Below are 20,570 nucleotides of genomic sequence, written 5' to 3' on the forward strand. Positions count from 1 at the left end.
CGTTGGCGCCAGGTTCCGCGACGACGGATCTCGACGGCCACCCGGCCCGGGGCGCCGCCGGGGCGGCGCCGCCGGGGCGATCCCCGATGAGCCTCGCGTGAGGCTATGAGCGACTACGAGCGGCCGCGAGCGACCGTGGCGCTCATGCGACGGCGCTCAGGCGGCGGCGGGCAGCGCCAGCAGCTTGCCCATCGCGGCCAGCACGGCGGGTTCGACGCGGTAGTAGACCCAGGTACCGCGCCGCTCGGAGGTCAGCAGCCCGGCCTCCTTGAGCTTCTTCAGGTGGTGGGAGACGGTCGGCTGTGAGACACCGACGTCGGAGATGTCGCACACGCACGCCTCGCCTCCCTCGTGCGACGCCACCGCGGAGAACAGCCGCAGGCGCACCGGGTCGCCGAGGGCCTTGAACATCCGCGCGGCCGTCTCGGCCTCCTCGGCGCTCATCGGACGCTCGGTCAGCGGCGGGCAGCACGGCACCACACCCTGGCCGTCGGCGGGTTCGAGCAGGGGCAGCGCCTTCGCGTTCGACATGTGTCTATGTTGACACATATCGAACCAGGCCTGGCGCCTCTCCCTCTGTTTCGACAGATGTCTATGTTGACGTCCATCGATGCGCTTGTCATGCTGGACCCGTACATCGACAGACGTCGAAACAAACGAGGAGCCGCCGTGAACGCGCCCGCCACCCCCGAGCCGCCCGTCGTCGTGATCGGGGCCGGACCCGTCGGCCTGGCCGCCGCCGCCCACCTGCTCGACCAGGGACTCGAACCCCTGGTCCTGGAAGCCGGCCCCAGGGCCGGCGCGGCGGTGCGCGAGTGGGCGCACGTCCGTCTGTTCTCCCCCTGGGGCGAGGTCGTCGACCCGGCCGCCGAGAAGCTCCTCGCACCGACCGGCTGGCGGCGGCCCGACCCGGCCGGTTACCCCTCCGGCGGCGACTGGGCCGACCTGTACCTGCAGCCGCTCGCCGACGTCCTCGGGGACCGCGTCCGCTACGGCGTGCGCGTCACCGGCGTCTCACGGGCGGGGCGGGACCGCGTCGTGGACGCCGACCGGGAACGGCAGCCCTTCGTGGTGCACGTCGCACACCCCGACGGCCGCGAGGAGCGCCTCCTAGCCCGCGCCGTCGTCGACGCCTCCGGCACCTGGTCCACGCCCGGCCCGGCCGGCGGCAGCGGCCTGGCCGCGCTCGGCGAGAAGGCCGCGGCCGACCGGATCACCTATCGCGTCCCCGACCTGAAGGACCCCGCGGTCCGCGCCCGCTATGCGGGCAGGCGCACCGCCGTCCTCGGCTCCGGCGCCTCGGCCTTCACCGCCCTCGCAGGCCTCGCCGACCTGGCCGGGTCCGGCGACGGTGCGGGCACCAAAGCGGTGTGGATCCTGCGCCGGGGCATCTCCGGCTCCACCTACGGCGGGGGAGAGGCCGACCAGCTCCCGGCCCGCGGCGCGCTCGGCCTGGCGGCGAAGGCCGCCGTCGACCAGGGGTATGCGGAGGCGGTGACCGGCTTCCGGACCGAGGCGGTCGAGCGGGACGGCGACGGCCGCCTGGTCCTGGTCGGCGAGGACGGCCGCCGTCTGGAGGCCGTCGACGAGGTGATCGTGCTGACCGGCTTCCGCCCCGACCTGTCCTTCCTCTCCGAACTGCGCCTGGGGCTCGACGAGCGCCTCCAGGCCCCGGTCGCGCTGGCCCCGCTCATCGACCCCAATCAGCACTCGTGCGGCACCGTCCATCCCCACGGCCACCGCGAGCTCGCCCACCCCGAACCCGGCGTGTACCTGGTCGGCATGAAGTCCTACGGCCGTGCCCCGACCTTCCTCGCCCTGACCGGCTACGAACAGGTCCGGTCCGTCGCCGCCGCCCTGGCCGGCGACCTCGCCTCCGCCGACCGCGTCGAACTCACCCTCCCGGAGACCGGGGTCTGCGGCGGAGCCGGCCTGTTCGACGCCCCCGGCACCGCTCAGTCCGAGGGTGGCGGCTGCTGCACCCCGGCGCCAGAGCTCCTCCGACTCGGAGCTCCCGCCAGCGGGACGACCGGCGAACCGGGCCGGGCGGACGGTTGCTGCGGCACGTGACCACCGCCCCGGGCACCTTCACGTGCCGGGCCGCGACCGGGACGGGGGACCGGTCGCGGCCTCACGCCGCGCCCCCGCGGCGCCGTCCGCCCGGGCCCGCCCTGACACCTGTCAGGAAGACGGGGAAGGGCAGGCCGGATACGTTCGCCGGGACCAGCGAGCCGGCTCCATCACAGGGGGACCACATGAAAACGTCCACGCGCAAGATCTCGGCAGTCGTCACCGGTGTCGCGCTCACCGCTCTGGGCACCGTCTTCTCCGGCACGGCCGAATCGGCCAACCCGTGCTGGTGGGGCGACGGCGGTATGCGCATGTACTGCAACAACGTCTCGGGCGCCACGGTCTACGCCACACCGGACACCAGCCGCCCGGTGGGCAAGATGTACTCGAACCCGAGCTGGTTCGAGTGCCGCAGGGACACCGGCGCCTACGTGGGCGGCCCGCACCCGAACCGCTGGCTCTGGACGCAGGCCGACAACGGCGCGTGGGGCTGGATGAAGGACACGGACATCTACAGCGAGACCGACCCCGTGCCCACGCACATCGGCAACGGCATCCCTCAGCCCTGCTGACACCGCCACCTCGACCGGCCGACCAACCGACCGACCGACTGACCGACCGGCCGGCCGCGCCAGGACTCCGTGGTGTGTCAGCGCCGCCCGGTCAGCGTCGCTTCGAGTGCGGCGATGTGCCGGGCCTCCGCCTCCTTGCGTACGGCGGCGAAACGGCGGTCCACGATCAGGACGGGCAGCACCCAGAGCAGGCCCCAGGCGCTGAAGGAGTCGATGACCCCGGTCTGGCGCAGCGCCGTGTTGGTGAGGAAGCACAGGATGCCGCTGGTCGCCCAGGCGGCCGTTCGGTGCCGGCCGAGGAAGCGCACCGGAGCGTTCCACGGTCCGGACAGCGCTTGGCGGGTCGCGGCGCGCACGGCGGCGTCGCGGTCCACCGTGTCCACGTCGTGCGGTGGCGCGTCGGCGCCCGGCCGGAGATCGTCGGCGAGGGCACGTGCCTGCGCCTCCGTGTCACGGCCCGCCACCGCGCGGGCCGCCGCTCGCATCCTCAGCTCGTCCCAGTAGCCGCGGCGGGCCCAGCGCTCGGCGTCGGCGAGCCGGTCGGCCTCGGCGGACCGCGGTGCGAGCTCCTTGAGGCGCCGGGAGAGGGTGACGGCCCGCGCGGCCCGGCCCGGGTACTCGAAGGAGTCGGCGCGCAGGCACAGTTCGGCGTAGCCGGCCAGGAGACCCGGGTGGGCGCCGTCGAGGGCGAGACCGGCCCGGAACGCCTCCTCCGCGGAGTCGTCATGGTCGTCGTCGTCCTCGGCGGCATGCCCGAGAGCCAGCCAGCAGTAGAGATCGGGGTGCGGGCCGAGCTCGTCCAGGCCCTCCCGGGCGGCGCGCCTCACGGCCGCGTGCCCTCCGGCCGTGAAGAGCTGTTCGCAGCGCTGCTGGTACGCCTCGATCGTCGTCATACGGGATCCCCCCAACCACCGCCGCCCGTTCCTGACGTGGCGGACACGAGTGCCGCCCGATCTTCGCAGGAGGGAGACGGATGCCGTGGGGCGGGGTACGGGGAGGCAGCCCTCGGCGGAGCGGCCGTGACCTGCTCGGGCCCGCTCCGGTCGCGCGGGACCGGAGGGGGAAGGCGACGCGCCGGCGGCCGGGTCCGGTGCCGGTGGTTTCACGCCCGGGGCCGGGCTCCCGGTCCCAGCCGGGCGGTCACGTCCCCGGGAGTGAGGGAGGAATGTCCCTCCGAGCACTCGACGACGACGTGGACCGGCGTGCCGCACTCGGTGTGGCGGACGTCCAGTACCGGTCCGTCGCCGTCGAGGGCGTATCTCTCGCCCCACTGGCTCAGGGCCATCAGCACGGGCCACAGGTCCCAGCCCTTGCGGGTCAGCCGGTACTCGTTGCGGGAGCGGGCGCCCGGTTCCCGGTACGGGACGGTCTTCAGGACGCCGGCCGCGATCAGCTTGCGGAGACGGTCGCTCAGCACGGCCTCCGACAGGCCGATGTGACGGTGGAAGTCGTCGAACCGGCGGACTCCGTTGACGGCGTCGCGCAGGATCAGCAACGTCCACTTCTCGCCGACCACGTCGAGCGTGCGCTGGACGGGGCAGTTCTCCGTGCTCGCCTCAAGCCACTCCATCCCGCCATCGTAGAGGTCTGACTTCGTCATTGACAGTCAGGTGAGCGGGGGGCTAGCTTCACCTGCAAAAGTCAGAGGGGAAGGCACAGGACCGTGGGACGAACGCGTACGTACCAATGGGAGGATCCCGCGATCCTGGCGGAGGCCGCCGGACGCATGGCCGGCATCGACTTCCTGCGCCTGCTGCGGGAAGGACGGTTCCCCGCCCCGCCCGTCAGCCGCACCGTCGACTTCACCCTGGACGAGGTGGAACCGGGCAGGGCGGTCTTCAGCCTGACGCCGGGGGAGGAGCACTACAACCCGATCGGGAGCGTGCACGGCGGCGTCTTCGCCACCCTGCTCGACTCGGCCGCGGGCTGCGCCGTGCAGAGCACCCTTCCGCAGGGCATGGCGTACACCTCACTCGACCTGACGGTGAAGTTCCTGCGGCGCATAACCGTGGAGACAGGCACGGTGCGCGCCATCGGAACCGTCATCAACCAGGGCCGGCAGACCGCTCTCGCACAGGCGCAGTTGCTCGACGCGAAGGACCGCCTGCTCGCCCACGCCACCAGCAGCTGCCTGCTCTTCCCGGTGCCTGACTCCGGGCGGTGAGCCCGGGCGCGTCGCGGGCTGTCGCGTGGGCGGCCCGGCGCGCTCTCATCCCTTCACCGATCCCGACGTGAGCCCCTGGACGATGTGACGGCTGGCGAAGGCGAACAGCAGCATGGTCGGAGCGATCGTCAGCACGGCCGCCGCGGACATCGAGCCCCAGTCGATGTTGAAGCTGGAGATGAAGCCGTTCAGGGCGGTGGGGACGGTCTTGTTGCTGTCGCTGTTCATCAGCGTCACCGACAGGAACAGCTCGTTCCAGCAGTTGACGAAGTTGAAGATGAACGCGGCGATGATGCCCGGACGCATCACCGGCAGCAGCACCCGGAACAGCGCCGAGAAGCGCGACAGACCGTCGATCATCGCGGCCTCCTCCAGCGCGTCCGGGATGTTCTCGAAGAACCCGCGCAGCATCACCGTGCAGAACGGGATGCACACCGCGATGTAGACGAGGATCAGGCCGAGGCGGTTGTCGACCAGCTTCAGATCGGTCATCAGCAGGTAGAGCGGCCCCAGCGCGATGAAGGACGGGATCATCTGGGTGACCAGCGCGGCCATCAGCAGGGCGGACTTGGAGCGGAACTCGAAGCGGGCCAGGACGTACGCCGACAGCATCGAGATCGCCGTCGCCGTCACGCCGGCCACGGCCGAGACGAGGAGGCTGTTGACGAGGTACGTGCCGAAGTCGGCCGTGCCGAACAGGCCGCGGTAGTTCTCCAGGGAGAAGCGCTCGGGCCAGTACGCCAGGGGGAAGTGGAAGATGTCGCCGGGCGCCTTCAGCGAGGTGACGATGATCCAGTAGAGCGGGAAGACGGTGAAGAGCAGCCACCCGCCGAGGAAGGTGAACTTGACGGCCCGGCCGGCCGCGAAACCCTTGCCGGTCACGACCTCACCCCTTTCTTCTCCCGCGTGGCCATGAGGAAGAACACCGCGAACACCAGCAGCCCCGCCACCACGAGAAGCCCGAGCGCGGACGCCCTGCCGTAGTCGCCCTGCTGCGTGATCTTGATCATCCAGGTGGTCACGATGTGCGTCTCGTCGTTGGGCCCGCCGCCGGTCATGCCGAAGATCAGGTCCGGGAAGTTGAAGATCCAGATGACCCGGAGCAGCACCGTCAGGGCCAGCGTCGTGCGGATGTACGGGATGGTGATCTGGAAGAGGGTGCGGGCCTTGCCCGCACCGTCCAGCGCCGCCGCCTCGTACAACTCGTCGGGGATCGACTGGAGCGCGGCCAGGATCATGATCGCGAAGAAGGTGACGCCGTACCAGATGTTGGCGATGAGCACGGCCACCATCGCCGTCTGCGGATCCGCCAGCCAGGCGATCGGCTCGTCGATCAGGCCGGCCTTCTGCAACAGGTCGTTGACGACGCCGAACTCGCTGTTGAACAGCCAGCGGAACAGAATGCCGATGAGGAAGCCGGAGATCGCCCAGGGGAAGAAGATCAGCGCCTGGTACAGGCCGCGGAGGCGGAACCGCCGGCGCAGCCACAGGGCGAGCGCGAAGCCGATGACCAGCTGCGGCACGATCGAACCGACCACCCAGACCGCGGAGTTGCTCAGCACGGTGCCCCAGGCGGGGTCGGCGAAGACGTCGCCGAAGTTCTTCAACCCGACCCACGAGGTGTCGGTGAGGTCGGTCAGCTTCCAGTTGCGGAAGGCCATCTGGCCGCCCGCCAGCACGGGGTAGTAGGTGAAGACCGCCACGAAGACCGCGGCCGGCGCCATGAAGGCGGCGATGGTCAGGCCGCGACGCGTGGTGAACTCGCGCCTGCGCCTGCCCCCGTGGGGGAGGCCCGCCCTGCCGGAGGCCTCCCCCGCACCCCGCGCCGGGGTCTTCGACGTCGTTGTGGAGGTGACGGACATGCCTACTGCTCCTGCTGCCACTTCTCGGTCCAGTACGCGTCCCAGCCCGCGAGCAGCTCCTTCGGCGTCGTCTTGCCGAGGATCAGCTTCTGCACGTCGGCGTCCGCCTTCTGCTGCCACTCGGCCCACCAGCTGACGCCGCGTGGCTGGGTGACGACCCGGTACTTGTCCGGCTGCTCGGTCATGGTGACGTAGCTCGACCAGGGGCCGGTCCGGTAGAAGGGGTCGCTGATCGCGGACTTGAGGATGGGCACCAGGCTGTTCTTCTTCGTGAACGACGCCGAGGCCTCACCCTGCGAGAGGAACTCGACCAGCTTCACCGCCTCGGCCTTGTGGTCGCTGCCCTCGGCGACACCCCATCCGGCGGTCGCCAGCGGCTGCACGGTCTTGCCGCCGGGCCCGGCCACCAGCGGGGCGGTGGCCCACTGCTCCTTGGAGATCGACTTCGACTCCGAGACCGTGGCGATCACCTCGGGGTCCTGGAGCAGGAACGCGGTGGAGCCGTTGGAGAACGCCTCCACCATCTCCGGGTAGCCCCAGGACACGGACGACTTCGGTGAGGCCTGCTTGAAGAGCTTCAGGTAGGTCTCGATCGCGTCCCGGGCCTCGGGAGCGGAGAAGATCGTACGGCCGTCCTCCAGCTTGTAGCCGTTGGCCGGGTCGACCCGGTCGGCGAGGTGGGCCTCGATGGCGGCGGTGGCGTTGCTGTGGGAGTTGGCGCCGCCGCGGAAGGCGTAGCCGTAACGGCGTTCCGCCGGGTCGTGGATGGCGGAGGCCTGCTGAAGCAGTTCCTGCCAGGTGGCCGGCGGCTTGTCGAAGCCCGCCTTCTCGATGAGGTCGGTGCGGTAGAAGAGACTCAGGCCGTAGAAGCCGTACGGCACGAAGTACGTGCGGCCCTTGGCGTCCTTGGCGGCGTCGACGGCGTTCTCCGTCATGGCCTGCCAGCCCTTCCAGCCGTCCAGGTCCTTCTTCATGTCGTACAGCCAGCCGTTGTTCGACCAGGGCCCGACCGTGATGTCCCGGACCTCCAGGACGTCCACCCCGCTGCCGGACTGGAGCATCTGCTGGAGCTTCTGGTCGGCCTGCTCGGTGGGCGGGGAGACCAGGTTGACCTTGATCTTGGGGTTCTGCTGCTGGAAGTCGGCTATGAGGTCCTTGAGCAGGTCGGTACGGGTCGGGTTCGTCAGGCTCTCGACCATGTTGAGCGTGACCGTTCCGCTCGCCTCGGGGCTCATGGTGGAACAGCCGGTGAGGAGGGTCGCGGCGGCGGTGCCGAGCGCGAGGGCTGCCGTCCTTCTTCTCATGGTGCTGACCTCTTTCCTGTGTTCTGTCGTGCCCACGTGCAGAGGACGGGGACGCAGTCCTCGGCGAAGTACTCGTAGTCGGCGGCGGTGTTGTAGACGTGGGCGGACAAGCGCATGTAGCCGACGCCGTCGAAGCTGGTGAAGGCCGCCTCCACGCCCAGCTCCCGGGCCACCCGGTCCCGCAGGGCGTCGGCCTCGATCCGGTCGGAGGCGAGGCCGTCCGGCAGGCGCACCAGGCGCATGCCGGGCACGGGCATGCCGACGTCGACCGAGGGTGCCGCGCCGGCCGCCTCGGCGAGCGCGGTGCCGATGACGCGGGCGCCGTAGGCGGCCAGGTCGTCCATGTAGCGGCGCGCGGCCGTCCAGCCCCAGGTGTGCTCGACGAACGCGAGCGACGCCGGCGCGGCCAGCTGGGCGGTGGCGTCGACGGTGCCCTGCTGGTCGAAGCGGTCGGGGAAGGGGTCGGCCGCGCCCCAGGAGTCGATCAGGGGGTGGAGCCGCTCGCGCAACGGCCCACGGGCGACCAGGGCCGCGGTGCCGCGCGGGGCGCATCCCCACTTGTGCAGGTTGCCGGTCCAGAAGTCGTACGCGGCGCCGTCGAGGGGCGCTTCGAGCAGCCCGGGGGCGTGCGCGCCGTCGACGAGGACGGGGATGCCGCGCCGGCGGGCCTCCGCCCCGATGCGCTCCACCGGCAGCCGGCGTGCGGTCGCCGAGGTGATCTGGTCGACGACGACGAGAGCGGTGGCGTCGCCGAACTCGGCGGTCACCGCCTCGTACGCCCGGTCCTCGTCCGCGTCCAGCGGCACCCGCGCGGTACGGACCCGGCCGCCCCAGCGCCGGGCCAGCCGCTCCGCGCCCATCGTCACGGCGCCGTAGCCGTGGTCGGTGACCACGATCTCCGCGCCGGGACGGAGCGTGGATGCGGCGTAGACGACGCTCGCGCCCGCGCTGGCGTTCGGCACGAGGGCCAGGTCGCCGGCGTCGACGCGCAGGAAGCCGGCGATCTCGACCCGGGTGGAGGCGAGTCGCTGGGGCAGCGCCGGAAACCACACCACGGGCGAGCGTTCCATCTCCGCGCGCAGCACCTCCTGCCGCTCCTGGGCCACCAGCGGAACGGCCCCGAAGGAGCCGTGGTTCAGGTGCTTCAGGACAGGGTCGAGCGACCAGGCCCGGTCGGCGGGCCTGCCGTCCGCCAGCAGCAGGGGGCGCGGTGCGGTGGTCACCTCGGTCTCGCTCACAGGACTCCACATCTGGGCAGGGTCGTCCAGCGGAGGCTCATACTCCGCCGGACACGTCTGATGACTCGGCATCCTGCCCACCTTCTGCGGCGGAAACAAGGGTCGTACAGTGAAAGTCATCAGATGACTTTCGGAGGAAACCCACCCGACACCACCTTCGGCACAGCGGGCCTCGCTACAGTGCTCCGGGGGACGCGACCCGCTCGCGTCCCGTCAGGGGAGGAAGAAGGGGACCGATGTCCGCAGTCGAGAAGGCCTTCCACGGCCTGCGGCACATGATCGGGACGGGACGCCTCGGCCCCGGCGAGCGCATTCCGCCCGAGGCCGAGCTCTGCGAGGAACTGGGCGTCTCCCGCGGGTCGCTGCGCGAGGCGGTGCGGATGCTCGCCGCCCTGGGCGTCATCGAGCCGCGGCACGGCTCGGGCACGTACGTCTCCCAGCTGAGACCCCAGGACGTGATCGGCAGCCTCTCCCTGACCCTCGAACTCCTCCCGCTCTCGGGCCTGTTGGAGGTCTACGAGATCCGGCGCGTCCTCGAGGCGCACGTCGCCGCCCAGGCGGCGGCCCGCTGCACACCCGAGACCGTGGACACGCTGTTCTCCCTCATCGAGGACATGGAGGCCACGACCGACCCCGCCGAGGCGTCGGAACTGGACCACCGCTTCCACGCGGAGATCGCCCGCGTGGGCGGCAACCCCACCCTGGCCACGCTCCTCGCGGTCTTCCGGGCCCGGTCCCGCAAGTACCAGGTCTTCACCCTCCCCGAGGGCCCCGAACTGCGCAGGAAGAGCGACGACGACCACCGCGTCCTGGCCACGGCCATCGCCGACCACGACCCGGTCGCCGCGGCAGGGGCGGCGCAGGCCCACGTCGCCCAGACCGAGCGGTGGCTGCGGGCGTTCATGCCACCGGTGGAGGAGCCGGGCGGGGCGGGCTGAAGCCGCCGCCCGGCGGCCGCATCCGGCGCCCCGCCGGACGGCGTGACGCCCGGCCGATCACGTCCCGGACGGCACCCCACACGGGCCGTTGGCGCTTCACGCGGTGCCCGGCATGACAAGCTGTGGTCTCCAACGCCCGAGCCCAGGAGGTCACCATGGCCGCAGAGTCCTCATCGCCGGAAGGTTCGGAGCCGGCTGACGCCGAGTCGCCCGCCCCCGAGAGCCCCGCTCTCGCGCCTGACGCCGATGGCCAGTACGACTTGAAGCGCAAGTTCCGGGAGGCCCTGGCCCGTAAGCGGGGCATGCAGGCCGATGCCGCGGACCCGGCGTCCAACCCGCACGCCTCGAAGGTCCGCGGCGCGCATGGCCCGGCGGCGCACCAGCGGTCGTTCCGGCGCAAGAGCGGCGGCTGAACCGACGTCGGCTGAACCGACGTCGGCCGAGCCGGGGACGACCGTGCGGCGACGCCCGGCGGGACGCGCGGGGGGTGCCTGGGCGACCCACCATGAGTAATACTCACCGTATGAGATCGAGTGTTACGACTGTGTCCGGGGCGACCGCCGTACGACGGGCGGTCGCCCGGGACGCCAAGCGGCTCACGCGGCTCGTCCGAGGCTCCCGCGCCTACGAGGGGCCGTACGCGTCGATGGTCGCGGGATACCGCCTCGGCCCCGACTACATCGAGGCCCACCGGGTCTTCGTGGCCGTCGACACCGACGACCCCGCGCACCGGGTGCTCGGTTTCTACTCCCTGGTCCTCGCGCCGCCGGAGCTCGACCTGCTGTTCGTCGCCGACGGGTCACAGCAGCGCGGCATCGGGCGGCTGCTCGTGCAGCACATGAAGGGCGAGGCGCGGGCCGCAGGACTGGACCGGGTCCGTGTCGTGTCGCATCCACCGGCCGAGGGGTTCTACCGCTCCATGGGCGCGCGGCCCACCGGAATCGTCACCGCCAATCCGCCCGCGGTGGCGTGGGACCGCCCCGAGCTGGAGTTCTCGATCCCGTAAGCCGGTCCACCACAAGTCGGTCCACCGCAAGCCGGTCCGTCGCCGGCAGCTCCATCGCGGGACCGGACGTCCCGTGCATGCCGGCAGGCCCCTCCGCCGTTCCTCCTCAGTCGTGACGGGTTTGTGGTGAAGCCGTTGCGGCACTCGGTGTCGGCCCACGGTGCGCGCCTCGGCGAGGCGATCGCACCGTGACGGGCATCGGTGACCGCGAGCCGGACACGGCAGCGGCGGAGCAGAGGGCGGTCGATGACGACGATCGGCGTCGAAGAGGAGTACCTGCTGGTCGACCCCATATCGGGGTTCCCGGTGCCACAGGCGGAGAAGGTGTGCCTGGCGGCCGGCCAGGCCCGTTCCGTGGCCGAACAGGAGGTGCAGGCCGAACTGCTCCAGACGCAGGTCGAGGTGGCGACGCCCGTGTGCCGGACCCTCGACGAGGTCGGTGGGCATCTGCTGCGTCTGCGGCACGCGGTCGGAGAGGCGGCCGAGGAGCACGGATGCCGGATGGCGGCCTGCGGGACACCGCCGCTGCGCGACGACCGTGGCACCGCGGTCACCGACCGGGCCCGGTACCGCGCCATGGTCGCCCAGGCCCCGCAACTGGTGGCGGAGCAGCACGTGAACGGCATGCACGTGCACGTCGGCGTGCCCAGCCGCGAGGCGGGTGTCGAGGTTCTCAACCGGGTGCGGCCCTGGCTGCCGGTCCTGACGGCGATGTCGGCGAACTCGCCGCTCTGGGACGGTCACGACACCGGCTTCGCCAGCTGGCGCACGGTGATCTTCAACCGCTGGCCGGTGAGCGGCCTGCCGCCGGTCTTCCGCGACGCGGCGGACTACGACCGCCGGGTCCGGCACCTGGTGGAGAGCGGTCTGATCGCGGACACCGGCCAGATCTACTGGCAGGCTCGCCTCTCCGAGCGGTACCCCACCGTCGAGGTGCGCTGCCTCGACGTCCAGCTGCGCGCCGACGACGCGGTCATGTTCGCCGGAGTCGTCCGGGCCCTGGCGGAGACGGCGCTCGCGGAGGCCACCGCCGGCCGGGCCCCCGCCGCGGACCGTGCGCCGGAGCTCCTCCAGGCGAGCATGTGGCACGCGGTGCGCCACGGCCTCGGCGACACGTTGATCGATCCCGCCTCCGGTGAGCAGCGGCGGGCCGGGGACGTGCTGTGCGGGCTGCTGCGCCACGTGGCGCCGGCGCTCGACGCGTCCGGCGACAGCCGGCAGGTCACCGCCCTGGTCCACAGACTTCTGCAGCACGGTACCGGCGCGGACAGGCAGCGCGCCGCCCTTGCGGCAGGCGGGCCGAGCGCGGTGACGGATCTGATCACCGAGGAAGCCACGATGTGACGGAAGGCCATCGGCCGGGACCGCGCCACCGGCGCGGTGGAGGCCTCCTGCTCATCCGTGTGACCCAGGCGTCACATGTGCAAATCGGGGCTTACCCGGGCGTGAGCTGGGAACTCGCAGCACATCACAGCCGCCCGTCGTCCAGGGCAGGGTTCCGGACCCCCCTGAGGGCAGCGCTCGATTTCCCTAGGAGTGACTGTGGCCATGCGCATCGGGGTGGAGGAGGAGTTCCACGTCCTGGAGGTGGAGAGCGGTCTGCTCGTGCCGCGCGCCGACGCGATCCTGCGACGGCTGCCTCGGCGTTCCTTCACGACGGAACTGCACCAGTGCACCGTGGAGACCAACAGCGCGGTGCACACATCCCTGCATGATCTGTACACCGACCTCAGCCGTCTGAGACGGCAGCTGGACGCGGCCGCCTCCGCCCAGGGGCTGGCCGTGGTGGCCGCGGGGACGGCCCCGCTGGCCCCCGCAGCCGCGGCCAGTCCCACCGCCGACGCGCGCTACCGGCACATGGCCGACGAGTACCGCAAGGTCGCCGACGAGCAGCTCATCTGCGGTGCCCAGGTCCATGTCGACGTGCCCGACCGCGACACCGCCGTACGCGTCATGTGCGAGATCTCGCCCTGGCTGCCCGTCCTGCTGGCCGTCTCCGCGAGCTCGCCGTTCTGGCAGGGGTCCGACACGGGGTACGCGAGCTGGCGTTCCATGGTGTGGCAGCGCTGGCCCACCGCGGGACCGGCCGGGTGCTTCTCCACCGCGGCCGAGTACGACGCGGCCGTGGAGGACTTCGTGCGCACCGGGGTCATCAGCGACGCGGGGATGATCTACTTCGACGTCCGCCCCTCCGCCCGCCTGCAAACGCTGGAACTGCGCATCTGCGATGCCTGCCCGCGTGCCGAGACCGTCGTGCTCATCGCCGGGCTCTTCCGCGCCCTGGTCACCGAGGCCCACGAACGGCTGCGCAGGCGCGGCCCCGGATGCGCGGGCCGGCACGAGTGGCTGCGGGGCGCGACCTGGCGTGCCGCCCGGTCCGGCCTGGAAGGCGCCCTGGTGGACCCCGAGACCCACCGGGAGGCACCCGCGGGCGAGGTCCTGCGCAAGCTGCTGCTCCGGCTGCGCCCCGCGCTGGAGGCCCACGGCGACTGGCACACCGTCCGCGCGCTGACCGATGCGGCCCTCGCGGACGGAAGCGCCGCGCGGCGCATCCGGCGTACGGCACAGCAGGAGGATCTCCTCGGCTGTGTCGACATGCTGATCGCCGAGACGCGCGGCGAACGCGCCCACCGCAGGCCCGCGCCGCTCAGCCGCGGGCTCGGCCCGGCCGTCGCCGCACGCGCACCGCACTCCTCCGCCGGTTCCGCGGCGCCGGAGGCCATCGGCCCCTGATGAGCGGTACGTGCCGGAAGACCGCCACCGGTCAGCAGCCCCGGCTCACCTCGCCCCCCACCGGCGAGCGCTCGCGCCTCGCCGCCTCGTCCGCCGTGGCCGTCCCGGGCGACACCGCCCACCGCGCGTCCTGCCCCCGGCGCAGAACGCGAGTCCCGTTCCCGTGCAGAAAGGTTTTGACCATGTCGTGCAGCACCGCCCGCATCACCACGGAAGGGCGGACACCGGCAGATCCCGCCGCGACCCGGAAGGGAGGCGGGGCGTCATGTGCGGTCTGAGTGGGGAGATCCGCTTCGACGGACAGCGGCCCGATCTGGCGGCCGTCGGACGCATGACCGACCGGCTCACCTCCCGCGGTCCCGACGGTCACGGCACCTGGACGCGGGGCGCGGTGGCGCTGGGGCACCGGCGACTGAAGATCATCGACCTGTCGGACCGGGGAGGGCAGCCGATGACGGACGCCCGCGGCGAGGTCACCGGCGTCTTCAACGGCTGCGTGTACAACTACCCCGAGCTGCGTGAGGAGCTGCGCCGCCTCGGGCACCGCTTCGAGTCGACCTCGGACACGGAGGTCGTGCTCAACGCCTACCTGGAGTGGGGAACCGCCTGCGTCGACCACCTGCGCGGCATGTTCGCCTTCGCGATCGTCGAGCACCGGACCGGCCGGGTGATCCTCGCCCGCGACCGTCTCGGCATCAAGCCGCTGTACCTGGCACGGACACCGCACCGGCTGCGGTTCGCCTCCACGTTGCCCGCCCTCCTCGCGGCCGGGGACGTCGACACCTCACTCGACCCTGTCGCCCTCCACCAGTACCTGAGCTGGCACGCCACGGTCGCGGCGCCGCACACCGTGCTCAACGGCGTGCGCAAGCTCCCCCCGGCCACCGTGCGGGTCGTCGAACCCGACGGCACCCACGAGGACCACTGCTACTGGCAGCCGTCCTACACACGCCGGGCCGAATTCGAGGGCATGGGCGCGGACGAGTGGCGGGACGCGGTGCTGGACGCGCTGCGCACGGCCGTGCGCCGCCGCATGGTCTCCGACGTGCCGGTCGGCGTCCTGCTCTCCGGCGGACTCGACTCCAGCCTGATCGTCGCCCTGCTCGCCGACGAGGGCCAGCGCGACCTGAAGACGTTCAGCGTCGGGTTCGAGACGGAGGGCGGCGAGGAGGGCGACGAGTTCCGGTATTCGGACCTCGTGGCCCGGGAGTTCGCCACCGACCACCGCCGCATGATGGTGCCCTCCGAGCGGGTCTCCATGGCGCTGGACGGCGCGGTCGAGGCGATGAGCGAGCCGATGATCAGCCACGACGTGGTCGCCTTCCACCTGCTGTCCGAGCAGGTGTCCAAGGAGGTGAAGGTCGTGCAGAGCGGGCAGGGCGCCGACGAGGTCTTCGCCGGCTACCACTGGTACCCGAAGCTGGCGGAGGTGTCCCGCGAGGACGAACCGGAGCGCTACGCCGAGACCTACTTCGACCGGTCCCACGCCGACCTCGCCCGGATCCTGCGGCCGGACCTGCTGCCCTCCGACGACGTCTCGGGCGACTTCGTCCGCCGTCACATGGCGGTCCCCGGCGCCCAGACCGCGCTGGACGCCGCGCTCCGCCTGGACACGCACGTGATGCTCGTCGACGACCCGGTCAAGCGGGTCGACAACATGACCATGGCGTGGGGCCTGGAGGCCCGCGTGCCCTTCCTCGACCACGAACTCGTGGAGCTGGCGGCGGCCTGCCCGCCGGAACTCAAACTGGCCGACGGCGGCAAGGGCGTGCTGAAGGAGGCCGGACGCAAGCTCCTGCCGCGCGAGGTCGTCGACCGGCCCAAGGGCTACTTCCCGGTGCCGGCCATCCGGCACATGGCCGGACCCGTCCTGAAGCGGGTGCGCGAGGCACTGGAGGCGCCGGAGGCGAAGCAGCGCGGACTGTTCCAGGAGCCCTACGTCGCCCAGCTGCTGGAGGCGCCCGAGGAGCACCGCACCAGGCGGGGCGCGAACGCCCTGTGGCAGATAGCTTTGCTGGAGATATGGCTGCAGACCCACGGAATCAAGTGACCGAAGACCGGGGCGTGCGGGCGGTGGACGGCACGGGGCCGGTCCTCCCTGCCGCGGGGACACCGGGTCCGGCCCCCGGGCCGCTCCCGGACGGCCGGACGGAGGACCGGCCGGCCGTCCTCGAACCCGCCGCTCCCGCGCCCGCTCCGGTGGCGCTGCCCGACGCGGGCGGCCCCGGGGACGCCGTGACCCGGCTGCGCGTGCACGGCTGCTGGTACCCCTCCGCCGACGCCGACGGCACCGAGGCGGCCTTCATCTGCGACCGGGGCGGCGTGCCCCAGTTGTGGGCCGGACCCGTCGGCGGCGACGCGGTGCGCCTGCTCGACTCCTCCCCGGACCCCGTCAAGGAGGTCTCCTGGTCACCGGACGGCCGCTGGATCGCCTACACCACCGCCCCGGGCGGGGGCGAGCACACGCGGGTGCTGTGCGTACGGCCCGACGGCACCGGCCGCCGCATCCTGGCCGGAGCCGACCCGGCCAGTTCCGCCTACCTCGGCTGCTGGGCGCACGACGGCTCGGCCGTCGCCGTCACCGTCGCGCCACCGGCCGCCGCCGCCCCCGCGGGCCCGGCCGGGCAGGTACGGGCGGACCACCGCCCGGAGGACGGCCCGTTCGCCGGGGCCCGCCGGCACGCGGACGGCCTGTTCACCGGGGGCCTCACCCACGCGGACGGCCTGCTCGCCGCGGCCCGCCCGCGCGCCGACTGGGCCGACCGGGACGGACATGCCACGCTCCTCGGCCCGCCCGCGTACGAGCCCACGTCGCAGACGGCGCCGAACGGGACGCCGGCCGGCGCCGCGGCTCCCGCGGCGCGGCCCGGCGGGGGCCTGTCGGTCTACCTGATCGATCCCGACGGGCTCGCGTCCCCCGTGCTGCTGACCACGGAGACGCACGCCGCCTCCCTTCGCGCGTGCGACCTCAGCCGCGACGGCCGCTTCGCACTGCTGCGCCGAGGGCCGCGCGGGCGGCGCGAGGCGGTCGTCCGCCGCACCGCCGACTCGGCGACCACCTTCGCCCTGCCGGTCGCCGACGGCGACCCGTGGATCGGACGGTTCTCCCCGGACGGGCGGACGCTGTGGCTGCGCAGCAACGCCGGCCGGGAGTACGCGGCGCTCCTCGCCGTCGCCCTGGACGCCGACGGAAGGCCGGAGGGCACGTCCGTCGCGGCGGAGCGGGACGGAAGCGACCTCGAACTCCTCGCGCTCGCGCACGACGGCCGTACCGCCGCGCTGGCGTGGAACACGCAGGGCGCCAGCGCACTCGAACTCGTCGAGACCTTCCCGGCCGGACACGGCCCCGACGGCACCGGCCCGGCACGCCCGCTGCCCCTGCCCCACGAGGTCGTCACCCGTGTGACCGCCGCCGGCACCGGGCGACTGCTGCTCGCACTGTCCGGGTCCCAGCGCCGTCCGGGCGTCTGGTGGGCCCACGAGGGCGTCTCCGTGCTCCGCACGCCCTGGACCGCCCGCGACGAGGACGCCGTCCCGCCGGGCCGCCCCCCGGTACGCCCCGTCCCCCTGCGCCTGACGGCACGGGACGGGCTGCCGCTGAGCGGCTGGTACTACAGGGCGCCGGGGCGCGCCGCCGACGAACCGGCACCGTGTGTCATCCACCTGCACGGCGGTCCGGAGGAACAGGAACGCCCCGTCTTCGACCCGCTCTACCACGAGCTGACCGGGCGCGGCCTGGACGTCTTCGCCCCCGACGTGCGCGGATCGATGGGACACGGCCGGTCGTTCGTCGACGCCGACCTGGGCACGGGCCGCTTCGCCGCGATCGACGACGTCGCGGACTGCGCGGCCCACGCCGTCACCGCGGGCCCCGCCGATCCGACGCGGCTGGCCGTCATGGGCCGCTCCTACGGCGGCTACCTCACGTTCGCCTCCCTCGTGTGGCACCCGGACCTGTTCCGCACCGGAGTCGCCGTCTGCGGGATGTCGGACCTGCTGACCTTCTTCGCCGGCACGGAACCCTGGATCGCCGAGTCCGCGGCGCACAAGTACGGGCATCCGGAGCGCGACCGCGAACTGCTGCGCGCCCTGTCACCGATGAGCCGTGTCGAGGCGCTGCGCGTCCCGCTGCTCGCCGTCCACGGCGAACACGACACCAACGTGCCGCCGGGGGAGTCCCGGCAGTTCGTGCGGGCGGCGCGGGAACGGGGCGTCCACGCCGAGCTGCTGACCCTGCGGGAGGAAGGACACGACTTCCTGCGCGCGGACAACAGGCGCCTGTTCCGCCGGGCCGCGGCCGACTGGATGGAACGGCACCTCCAGGTGTGATCCCGTTCGCGGAGCTGTAGCCCGACCGGGCGCTGAACGGGCTGTCCGCGTCGGACGCATCCGCTCACCCGGGTAGGACGGAAGGAGTCCGAGGGCGCCGTCGGCACGACGGCGCGGTGACAGGAGACGAGGACGCATGAGTGAGATCCCCGGGTCGGGCCGTCCCCGTGAGGCGGCCGGATCGCCGCTGGCCGGACGGGTCGCGGTGGTGACCGGAGCCGCCCGCGGTGTGGGCGAGGCCCTCGCGCGGCGGCTGTCGGACGCGGGGATGCTCGTGGCGCTGATAGGGCGTGAGGAGGCCACGCTCCGCCGGGCGGCCGACTCCCTGCCCGGCCGCAGCCTCTGCGTCGAGACCGACGTCACCGACCGGGACGCGCTCGACCACGCCGCCCGTGAGATCCGCGCGGCACTGGGGCCGGCCAGCGTCGTCGTGGCCAACGCCGGCATCGCCACCGGCGGGCCCTTCGTCCACACGCCGGCCGACCTGTGGCAGCGGGTCATCGACGTCAACCTCACCGGCTCCGCCAACACCGCCCGCGCCTTCCTGCCCCATCTCATGGACACCCGCGGCTACTTCCTCCAGATCGCCTCCACCGCGGCCTTCGGCTCGTCCCCGCTGATGAGCGCCTACTGCGCCTCCAAAGCCGGGGTGGAGTCGTTCGCCCTGGCCCTGCGCGGCGAGGTGGAACCGGACGGGATCGCAGTGGGCATCGCCTACCTGCACTGGACCGGCACCGACATGATCGACGGCATCGACGACCACCCCGTCCTGCAGGCCCTGCGCCGCAACCAGCCCCGTTTCGCGCGCAAGGTGCACAGCACCGGCGAGGTCGCCGCGTGGCTGACCTCCGGCATCACCCGCCGTGCCCGCCACATCTACGCGCCCCCGTGGCTGCGCTGGTGCCAGCCGCTGCGCCCCGCCTTCCCCGTCCTCGTCTCCCGCCTCGCCCGCAAGGAGCTGCGCCGGCAGCCCCCGAGCCGGATGGCGGTGCGGACCGGGGTCCTGGGGGCCGGGGGCCGGGCCGACGTCGACGCCTACCGGGCGACCAGGCGTCCCGCCCCGCCCGAACACCCCTGACCCCGGTCGCCGGAAGGCCGCGCAGGCGGGGAACGCCCTGTTCACCCGGCCGGACCGGGTGTTGGTGACCCGATCGCCCCGCCCGCCGCGTGACCATGAGCCGGACAGCGCCGCACGACCAAGGACGGGCTCGACGTGCACGACAATCCCGAGGCGGCCGGCGACGGCCGGGACGCACACCCGGCTCCCGGGGACCGCTGGACCCGGTTCCGCGGGACGCCGTGGTGGCCGGCGACCGTGCTGGTGTTCATCCTGGCCGCGGCCGCCGGGCTGTTCGCCTGGTCGTACACGTACACCATGGCCAACCCGACCCCGCACCAGCTCCCCACGGCCGTCGTCGGCTCGTACGAGGAGGCGCGCGGCCGGGCGTTCCTGGCGGGGCTGGGCAAGGCGCTCAACTCCTCGATGCACACACGGGCCTACGACTCGCGGGAAGCGGCCCTGGAGGCGGTCGAGGAGCAGCGCGTCTTCGCCGTCTTCGAACTGCGCGGCGACGGGCGGCGCGTGCTGCTGGACGTGTCCTCGGCCTCCGGCGCCTCGGTGGCGGAGCTGCTGCGGCAGGCGGCGCCCGCGGTGGGACGGGCGACCGGAGTGGCGGTGACCGTCCGGGACGTCAATCCGCTCCAGGACGGCGACCCGCGGGGCCTGGCCATCTTCTACATCTCGCTCGCCGCGGTGATCATCGGCTTCGTCGGCGCCATCCAGCTCAGCGTGCACGCGCGGGCGCTCACCCCGCTGGAGCGGATCGCCTTCACCGCCGCCTACGCGCTGCTCGGCGGCTTCGCCATCGCGGCGGCCGTGGACTGGCTGCTCGGCGCGCTCGACCTGCCGTTCGTGGAGTCGTGGCTGATCCTGGCGCTGACGATGTTCACGGCCGGCATGACCTTCACCATGTTCAACACCCTGGTCGGCCGCTGGGCGATGCTCCCGACGTGGGGCGTGATGGTCCTGCTGGGCAATCCCTCCTCGGGCGGCGCCGTCTCGTGGCCGCTGCTGCCGTCGGCGCTGGGAGTCATCGGGCGGTGGCTGCCGCCCGGCGCCTCGGTCAACGCCCAGCACACGGCGGTGTACTTCGCCCGGCACCAGCACGCCTTCCCGTTCTTGGTGCTGGCGGGCTGGGCGCTGGTGTCCTGCGCGGTGTTCTGGACCTGGCGGCACCGCCACCCGGGCGGGCGTGAGCGGCAGCCGGCTGGCGAGCCGGCACCGGACGGCGGCGCCGCCGCCTGAGGCCGGCGGCGGGGCGCCCCCAGGAGGCCGGAGCGGCACGCCCCCGCGC

Annotated in this window: 19 protein-coding genes; 12 read left to right on the forward strand and 7 right to left on the reverse strand. The window is 72.8% G+C overall.

Annotated elements, in window-relative coordinates; genetic code table 11:
* Positions 1 to 156 precede the first annotated feature (156 nt).
* The gene (locus ACF07N_RS04480) at positions 157 to 531 is read right to left on the reverse strand and encodes an ArsR/SmtB family transcription factor (protein ID WP_383333366.1); all 375 of its coding nucleotides are present in this window, start codon (positions 529 to 531) and stop codon (positions 157 to 159) included.
* A gap of 138 nt (positions 532 to 669) precedes the next feature.
* On the opposite strand from ACF07N_RS04480, the gene ACF07N_RS04485 reads away from it, so the two are divergent.
* Together ACF07N_RS04485 and ACF07N_RS04490 are read left to right on the forward strand one after the other, a co-directional pair.
* Positions 670 to 2,070, forward strand: a complete 1,401-nt coding sequence (locus tag ACF07N_RS04485) for an FAD-dependent oxidoreductase (protein WP_392108221.1) — start codon at positions 670 to 672, stop codon at positions 2,068 to 2,070.
* Positions 2,071 to 2,255: 185 nt separating this feature from the next.
* Entirely contained in the window at positions 2,256 to 2,642 is a 387-nt protein-coding gene (locus ACF07N_RS04490; protein WP_383333362.1) for a hypothetical protein, read from the forward strand.
* Positions 2,643 to 2,719: 77 nt separating this feature from the next.
* Here the strand turns inward: ACF07N_RS04490 and ACF07N_RS04495 are convergent, their stop codons facing one another.
* A complete protein-coding gene (locus ACF07N_RS04495; RefSeq protein WP_392108224.1) occupies positions 2,720 to 3,535 on the reverse strand; it encodes a hypothetical protein in 816 nt (271 codons plus the stop codon).
* A gap of 209 nt (positions 3,536 to 3,744) precedes the next feature.
* Positions 3,745 to 4,212, reverse strand: a complete 468-nt coding sequence (locus tag ACF07N_RS04500) for a winged helix-turn-helix transcriptional regulator (protein WP_392108227.1) — start codon at positions 4,210 to 4,212, stop codon at positions 3,745 to 3,747.
* Between the two features lie 93 nt (positions 4,213 to 4,305).
* On the opposite strand from ACF07N_RS04500, the gene ACF07N_RS04505 reads away from it, so the two are divergent.
* A complete protein-coding gene (locus ACF07N_RS04505; protein ID WP_392108230.1) occupies positions 4,306 to 4,806 on the forward strand; it encodes a PaaI family thioesterase in 501 nt (166 codons plus the stop codon).
* Between the two features lie 45 nt (positions 4,807 to 4,851).
* Here the strand turns inward: ACF07N_RS04505 and ACF07N_RS04510 are convergent, their stop codons facing one another.
* The 4 genes from ACF07N_RS04510 to ACF07N_RS04525 are packed head-to-tail and all read right to left on the reverse strand — an operon-like array spanning position 4,852 to position 9,210.
* Positions 4,852 to 5,688, reverse strand: coding sequence for a carbohydrate ABC transporter permease (locus ACF07N_RS04510; protein ID WP_392108233.1), 837 nt, complete (start codon positions 5,686 to 5,688; stop codon positions 4,852 to 4,854).
* The gene (locus ACF07N_RS04515) at positions 5,685 to 6,668 is read right to left on the reverse strand and encodes a carbohydrate ABC transporter permease (RefSeq protein WP_392108236.1); all 984 of its coding nucleotides are present in this window, start codon (positions 6,666 to 6,668) and stop codon (positions 5,685 to 5,687) included. Before ACF07N_RS04515 ends, ACF07N_RS04510 begins: the two co-directional genes overlap by 4 nt.
* Positions 6,669 to 6,670: 2 nt before the next feature.
* On the reverse strand, positions 6,671 to 7,972 hold the full coding sequence (locus tag ACF07N_RS04520; RefSeq protein ID WP_392108239.1) for an ABC transporter substrate-binding protein: 1,302 nt from the start codon (positions 7,970 to 7,972) through the stop codon (positions 6,671 to 6,673).
* Positions 7,969 to 9,210 carry an aminotransferase class V-fold PLP-dependent enzyme gene (locus ACF07N_RS04525; RefSeq protein WP_392108242.1) on the reverse strand — a complete coding sequence of 414 codons (1,242 nt, stop codon included), beginning with the start codon at positions 9,208 to 9,210 and terminating at the stop codon, positions 7,969 to 7,971. The genes ACF07N_RS04520 and ACF07N_RS04525 overlap by 4 nt, the downstream gene beginning before the upstream one ends.
* A gap of 236 nt (positions 9,211 to 9,446) precedes the next feature.
* On the opposite strand from ACF07N_RS04525, the gene ACF07N_RS04530 reads away from it, so the two are divergent.
* The 9 genes from ACF07N_RS04530 (at position 9,447) to ACF07N_RS04570 (ending at position 20,521) form a co-directional block, all read left to right on the forward strand.
* Positions 9,447 to 10,148, forward strand: a complete 702-nt coding sequence (locus ACF07N_RS04530) for a FadR/GntR family transcriptional regulator (RefSeq protein ID WP_392108245.1) — start codon at positions 9,447 to 9,449, stop codon at positions 10,146 to 10,148.
* Between the two features lie 155 nt (positions 10,149 to 10,303).
* Positions 10,304 to 10,561, forward strand: coding sequence for a DUF5302 domain-containing protein (locus ACF07N_RS04535; protein ID WP_392108248.1), 258 nt, complete (start codon positions 10,304 to 10,306; stop codon positions 10,559 to 10,561).
* 110 nt (positions 10,562 to 10,671) lie between these two features.
* Positions 10,672 to 11,154, forward strand: a complete 483-nt coding sequence (locus ACF07N_RS04540) for a GNAT family N-acetyltransferase (protein WP_392108250.1) — start codon at positions 10,672 to 10,674, stop codon at positions 11,152 to 11,154.
* Between the two features lie 246 nt (positions 11,155 to 11,400).
* Positions 11,401 to 12,498 carry a glutamate--cysteine ligase gene (locus tag ACF07N_RS04545; RefSeq protein WP_383336185.1) on the forward strand — a complete coding sequence of 366 codons (1,098 nt, stop codon included), beginning with the start codon at positions 11,401 to 11,403 and terminating at the stop codon, positions 12,496 to 12,498.
* A 204-nt stretch (positions 12,499 to 12,702) separates the two neighbouring features.
* Positions 12,703 to 13,887, forward strand: a complete 1,185-nt coding sequence (locus ACF07N_RS04550) for a glutamate--cysteine ligase (protein ID WP_383344630.1) — start codon at positions 12,703 to 12,705, stop codon at positions 13,885 to 13,887.
* A 265-nt stretch (positions 13,888 to 14,152) separates the two neighbouring features.
* A complete protein-coding gene (locus ACF07N_RS04555; RefSeq protein WP_392108253.1) occupies positions 14,153 to 15,937 on the forward strand; it encodes an N-acetylglutaminylglutamine amidotransferase in 1,785 nt (594 codons plus the stop codon).
* Positions 15,934 to 18,216 carry a S9 family peptidase gene (locus tag ACF07N_RS04560; RefSeq protein ID WP_392108256.1) on the forward strand — a complete coding sequence of 761 codons (2,283 nt, stop codon included), beginning with the start codon at positions 15,934 to 15,936 and terminating at the stop codon, positions 18,214 to 18,216. Before ACF07N_RS04555 ends, ACF07N_RS04560 begins: the two co-directional genes overlap by 4 nt.
* A gap of 136 nt (positions 18,217 to 18,352) precedes the next feature.
* Positions 18,353 to 19,294 (forward strand): SDR family oxidoreductase, encoded by a 942-nt coding sequence (locus ACF07N_RS04565; RefSeq protein ID WP_392108259.1) that lies wholly within the window; start codon positions 18,353 to 18,355, stop codon positions 19,292 to 19,294.
* A gap of 135 nt (positions 19,295 to 19,429) precedes the next feature.
* Positions 19,430 to 20,521, forward strand: a complete 1,092-nt coding sequence (locus ACF07N_RS04570; protein WP_392108262.1) for an ABC transporter permease — start codon at positions 19,430 to 19,432, stop codon at positions 20,519 to 20,521.
* Positions 20,522 to 20,570 lie beyond the last annotated feature (49 nt).

The organism is Streptomyces sp. NPDC015242 (assembly GCF_043079125.1).
Taxonomy (GTDB): domain Bacteria; phylum Actinomycetota; class Actinomycetes; order Streptomycetales; family Streptomycetaceae; genus Streptomyces.

What these genes read in the sequence shown, in the direction of transcription:
- ACF07N_RS04480 (WP_383333366.1), bottom strand. Translation starts at nt 531, where the DNA reads ATGTCGAACGCGAAGGCGCTGCCCCTGCTCGAACCCGCCGACGGCCAG.
- ACF07N_RS04490 (WP_383333362.1), top strand. Translation starts at nt 2,256, where the DNA reads ATGAAAACGTCCACGCGCAAGATCTCGGCAGTCGTCACCGGTGTCGCG.
- ACF07N_RS04495 (WP_392108224.1), bottom strand. Translation starts at nt 3,535, where the DNA reads ATGACGACGATCGAGGCGTACCAGCAGCGCTGCGAACAGCTCTTCACG.
- ACF07N_RS04500 (WP_392108227.1), bottom strand. Translation starts at nt 4,212, where the DNA reads ATGGAGTGGCTTGAGGCGAGCACGGAGAACTGCCCCGTCCAGCGCACG.
- ACF07N_RS04515 (WP_392108236.1), bottom strand. Translation starts at nt 6,668, where the DNA reads ATGTCCGTCACCTCCACAACGACGTCGAAGACCCCGGCGCGGGGTGCG.
- ACF07N_RS04520 (WP_392108239.1), bottom strand. Translation starts at nt 7,972, where the DNA reads ATGAGAAGAAGGACGGCAGCCCTCGCGCTCGGCACCGCCGCCGCGACC.
- ACF07N_RS04530 (WP_392108245.1), top strand. Translation starts at nt 9,447, where the DNA reads ATGTCCGCAGTCGAGAAGGCCTTCCACGGCCTGCGGCACATGATCGGG.
- ACF07N_RS04535 (WP_392108248.1), top strand. Translation starts at nt 10,304, where the DNA reads ATGGCCGCAGAGTCCTCATCGCCGGAAGGTTCGGAGCCGGCTGACGCC.
- ACF07N_RS04540 (WP_392108250.1), top strand. Translation starts at nt 10,672, where the DNA reads ATGAGATCGAGTGTTACGACTGTGTCCGGGGCGACCGCCGTACGACGG.
- ACF07N_RS04545 (WP_383336185.1), top strand. Translation starts at nt 11,401, where the DNA reads ATGACGACGATCGGCGTCGAAGAGGAGTACCTGCTGGTCGACCCCATA.
- ACF07N_RS04550 (WP_383344630.1), top strand. Translation starts at nt 12,703, where the DNA reads ATGCGCATCGGGGTGGAGGAGGAGTTCCACGTCCTGGAGGTGGAGAGC.
- ACF07N_RS04555 (WP_392108253.1), top strand. Translation starts at nt 14,153, where the DNA reads ATGTGCGGTCTGAGTGGGGAGATCCGCTTCGACGGACAGCGGCCCGAT.
- ACF07N_RS04565 (WP_392108259.1), top strand. Translation starts at nt 18,353, where the DNA reads ATGAGTGAGATCCCCGGGTCGGGCCGTCCCCGTGAGGCGGCCGGATCG.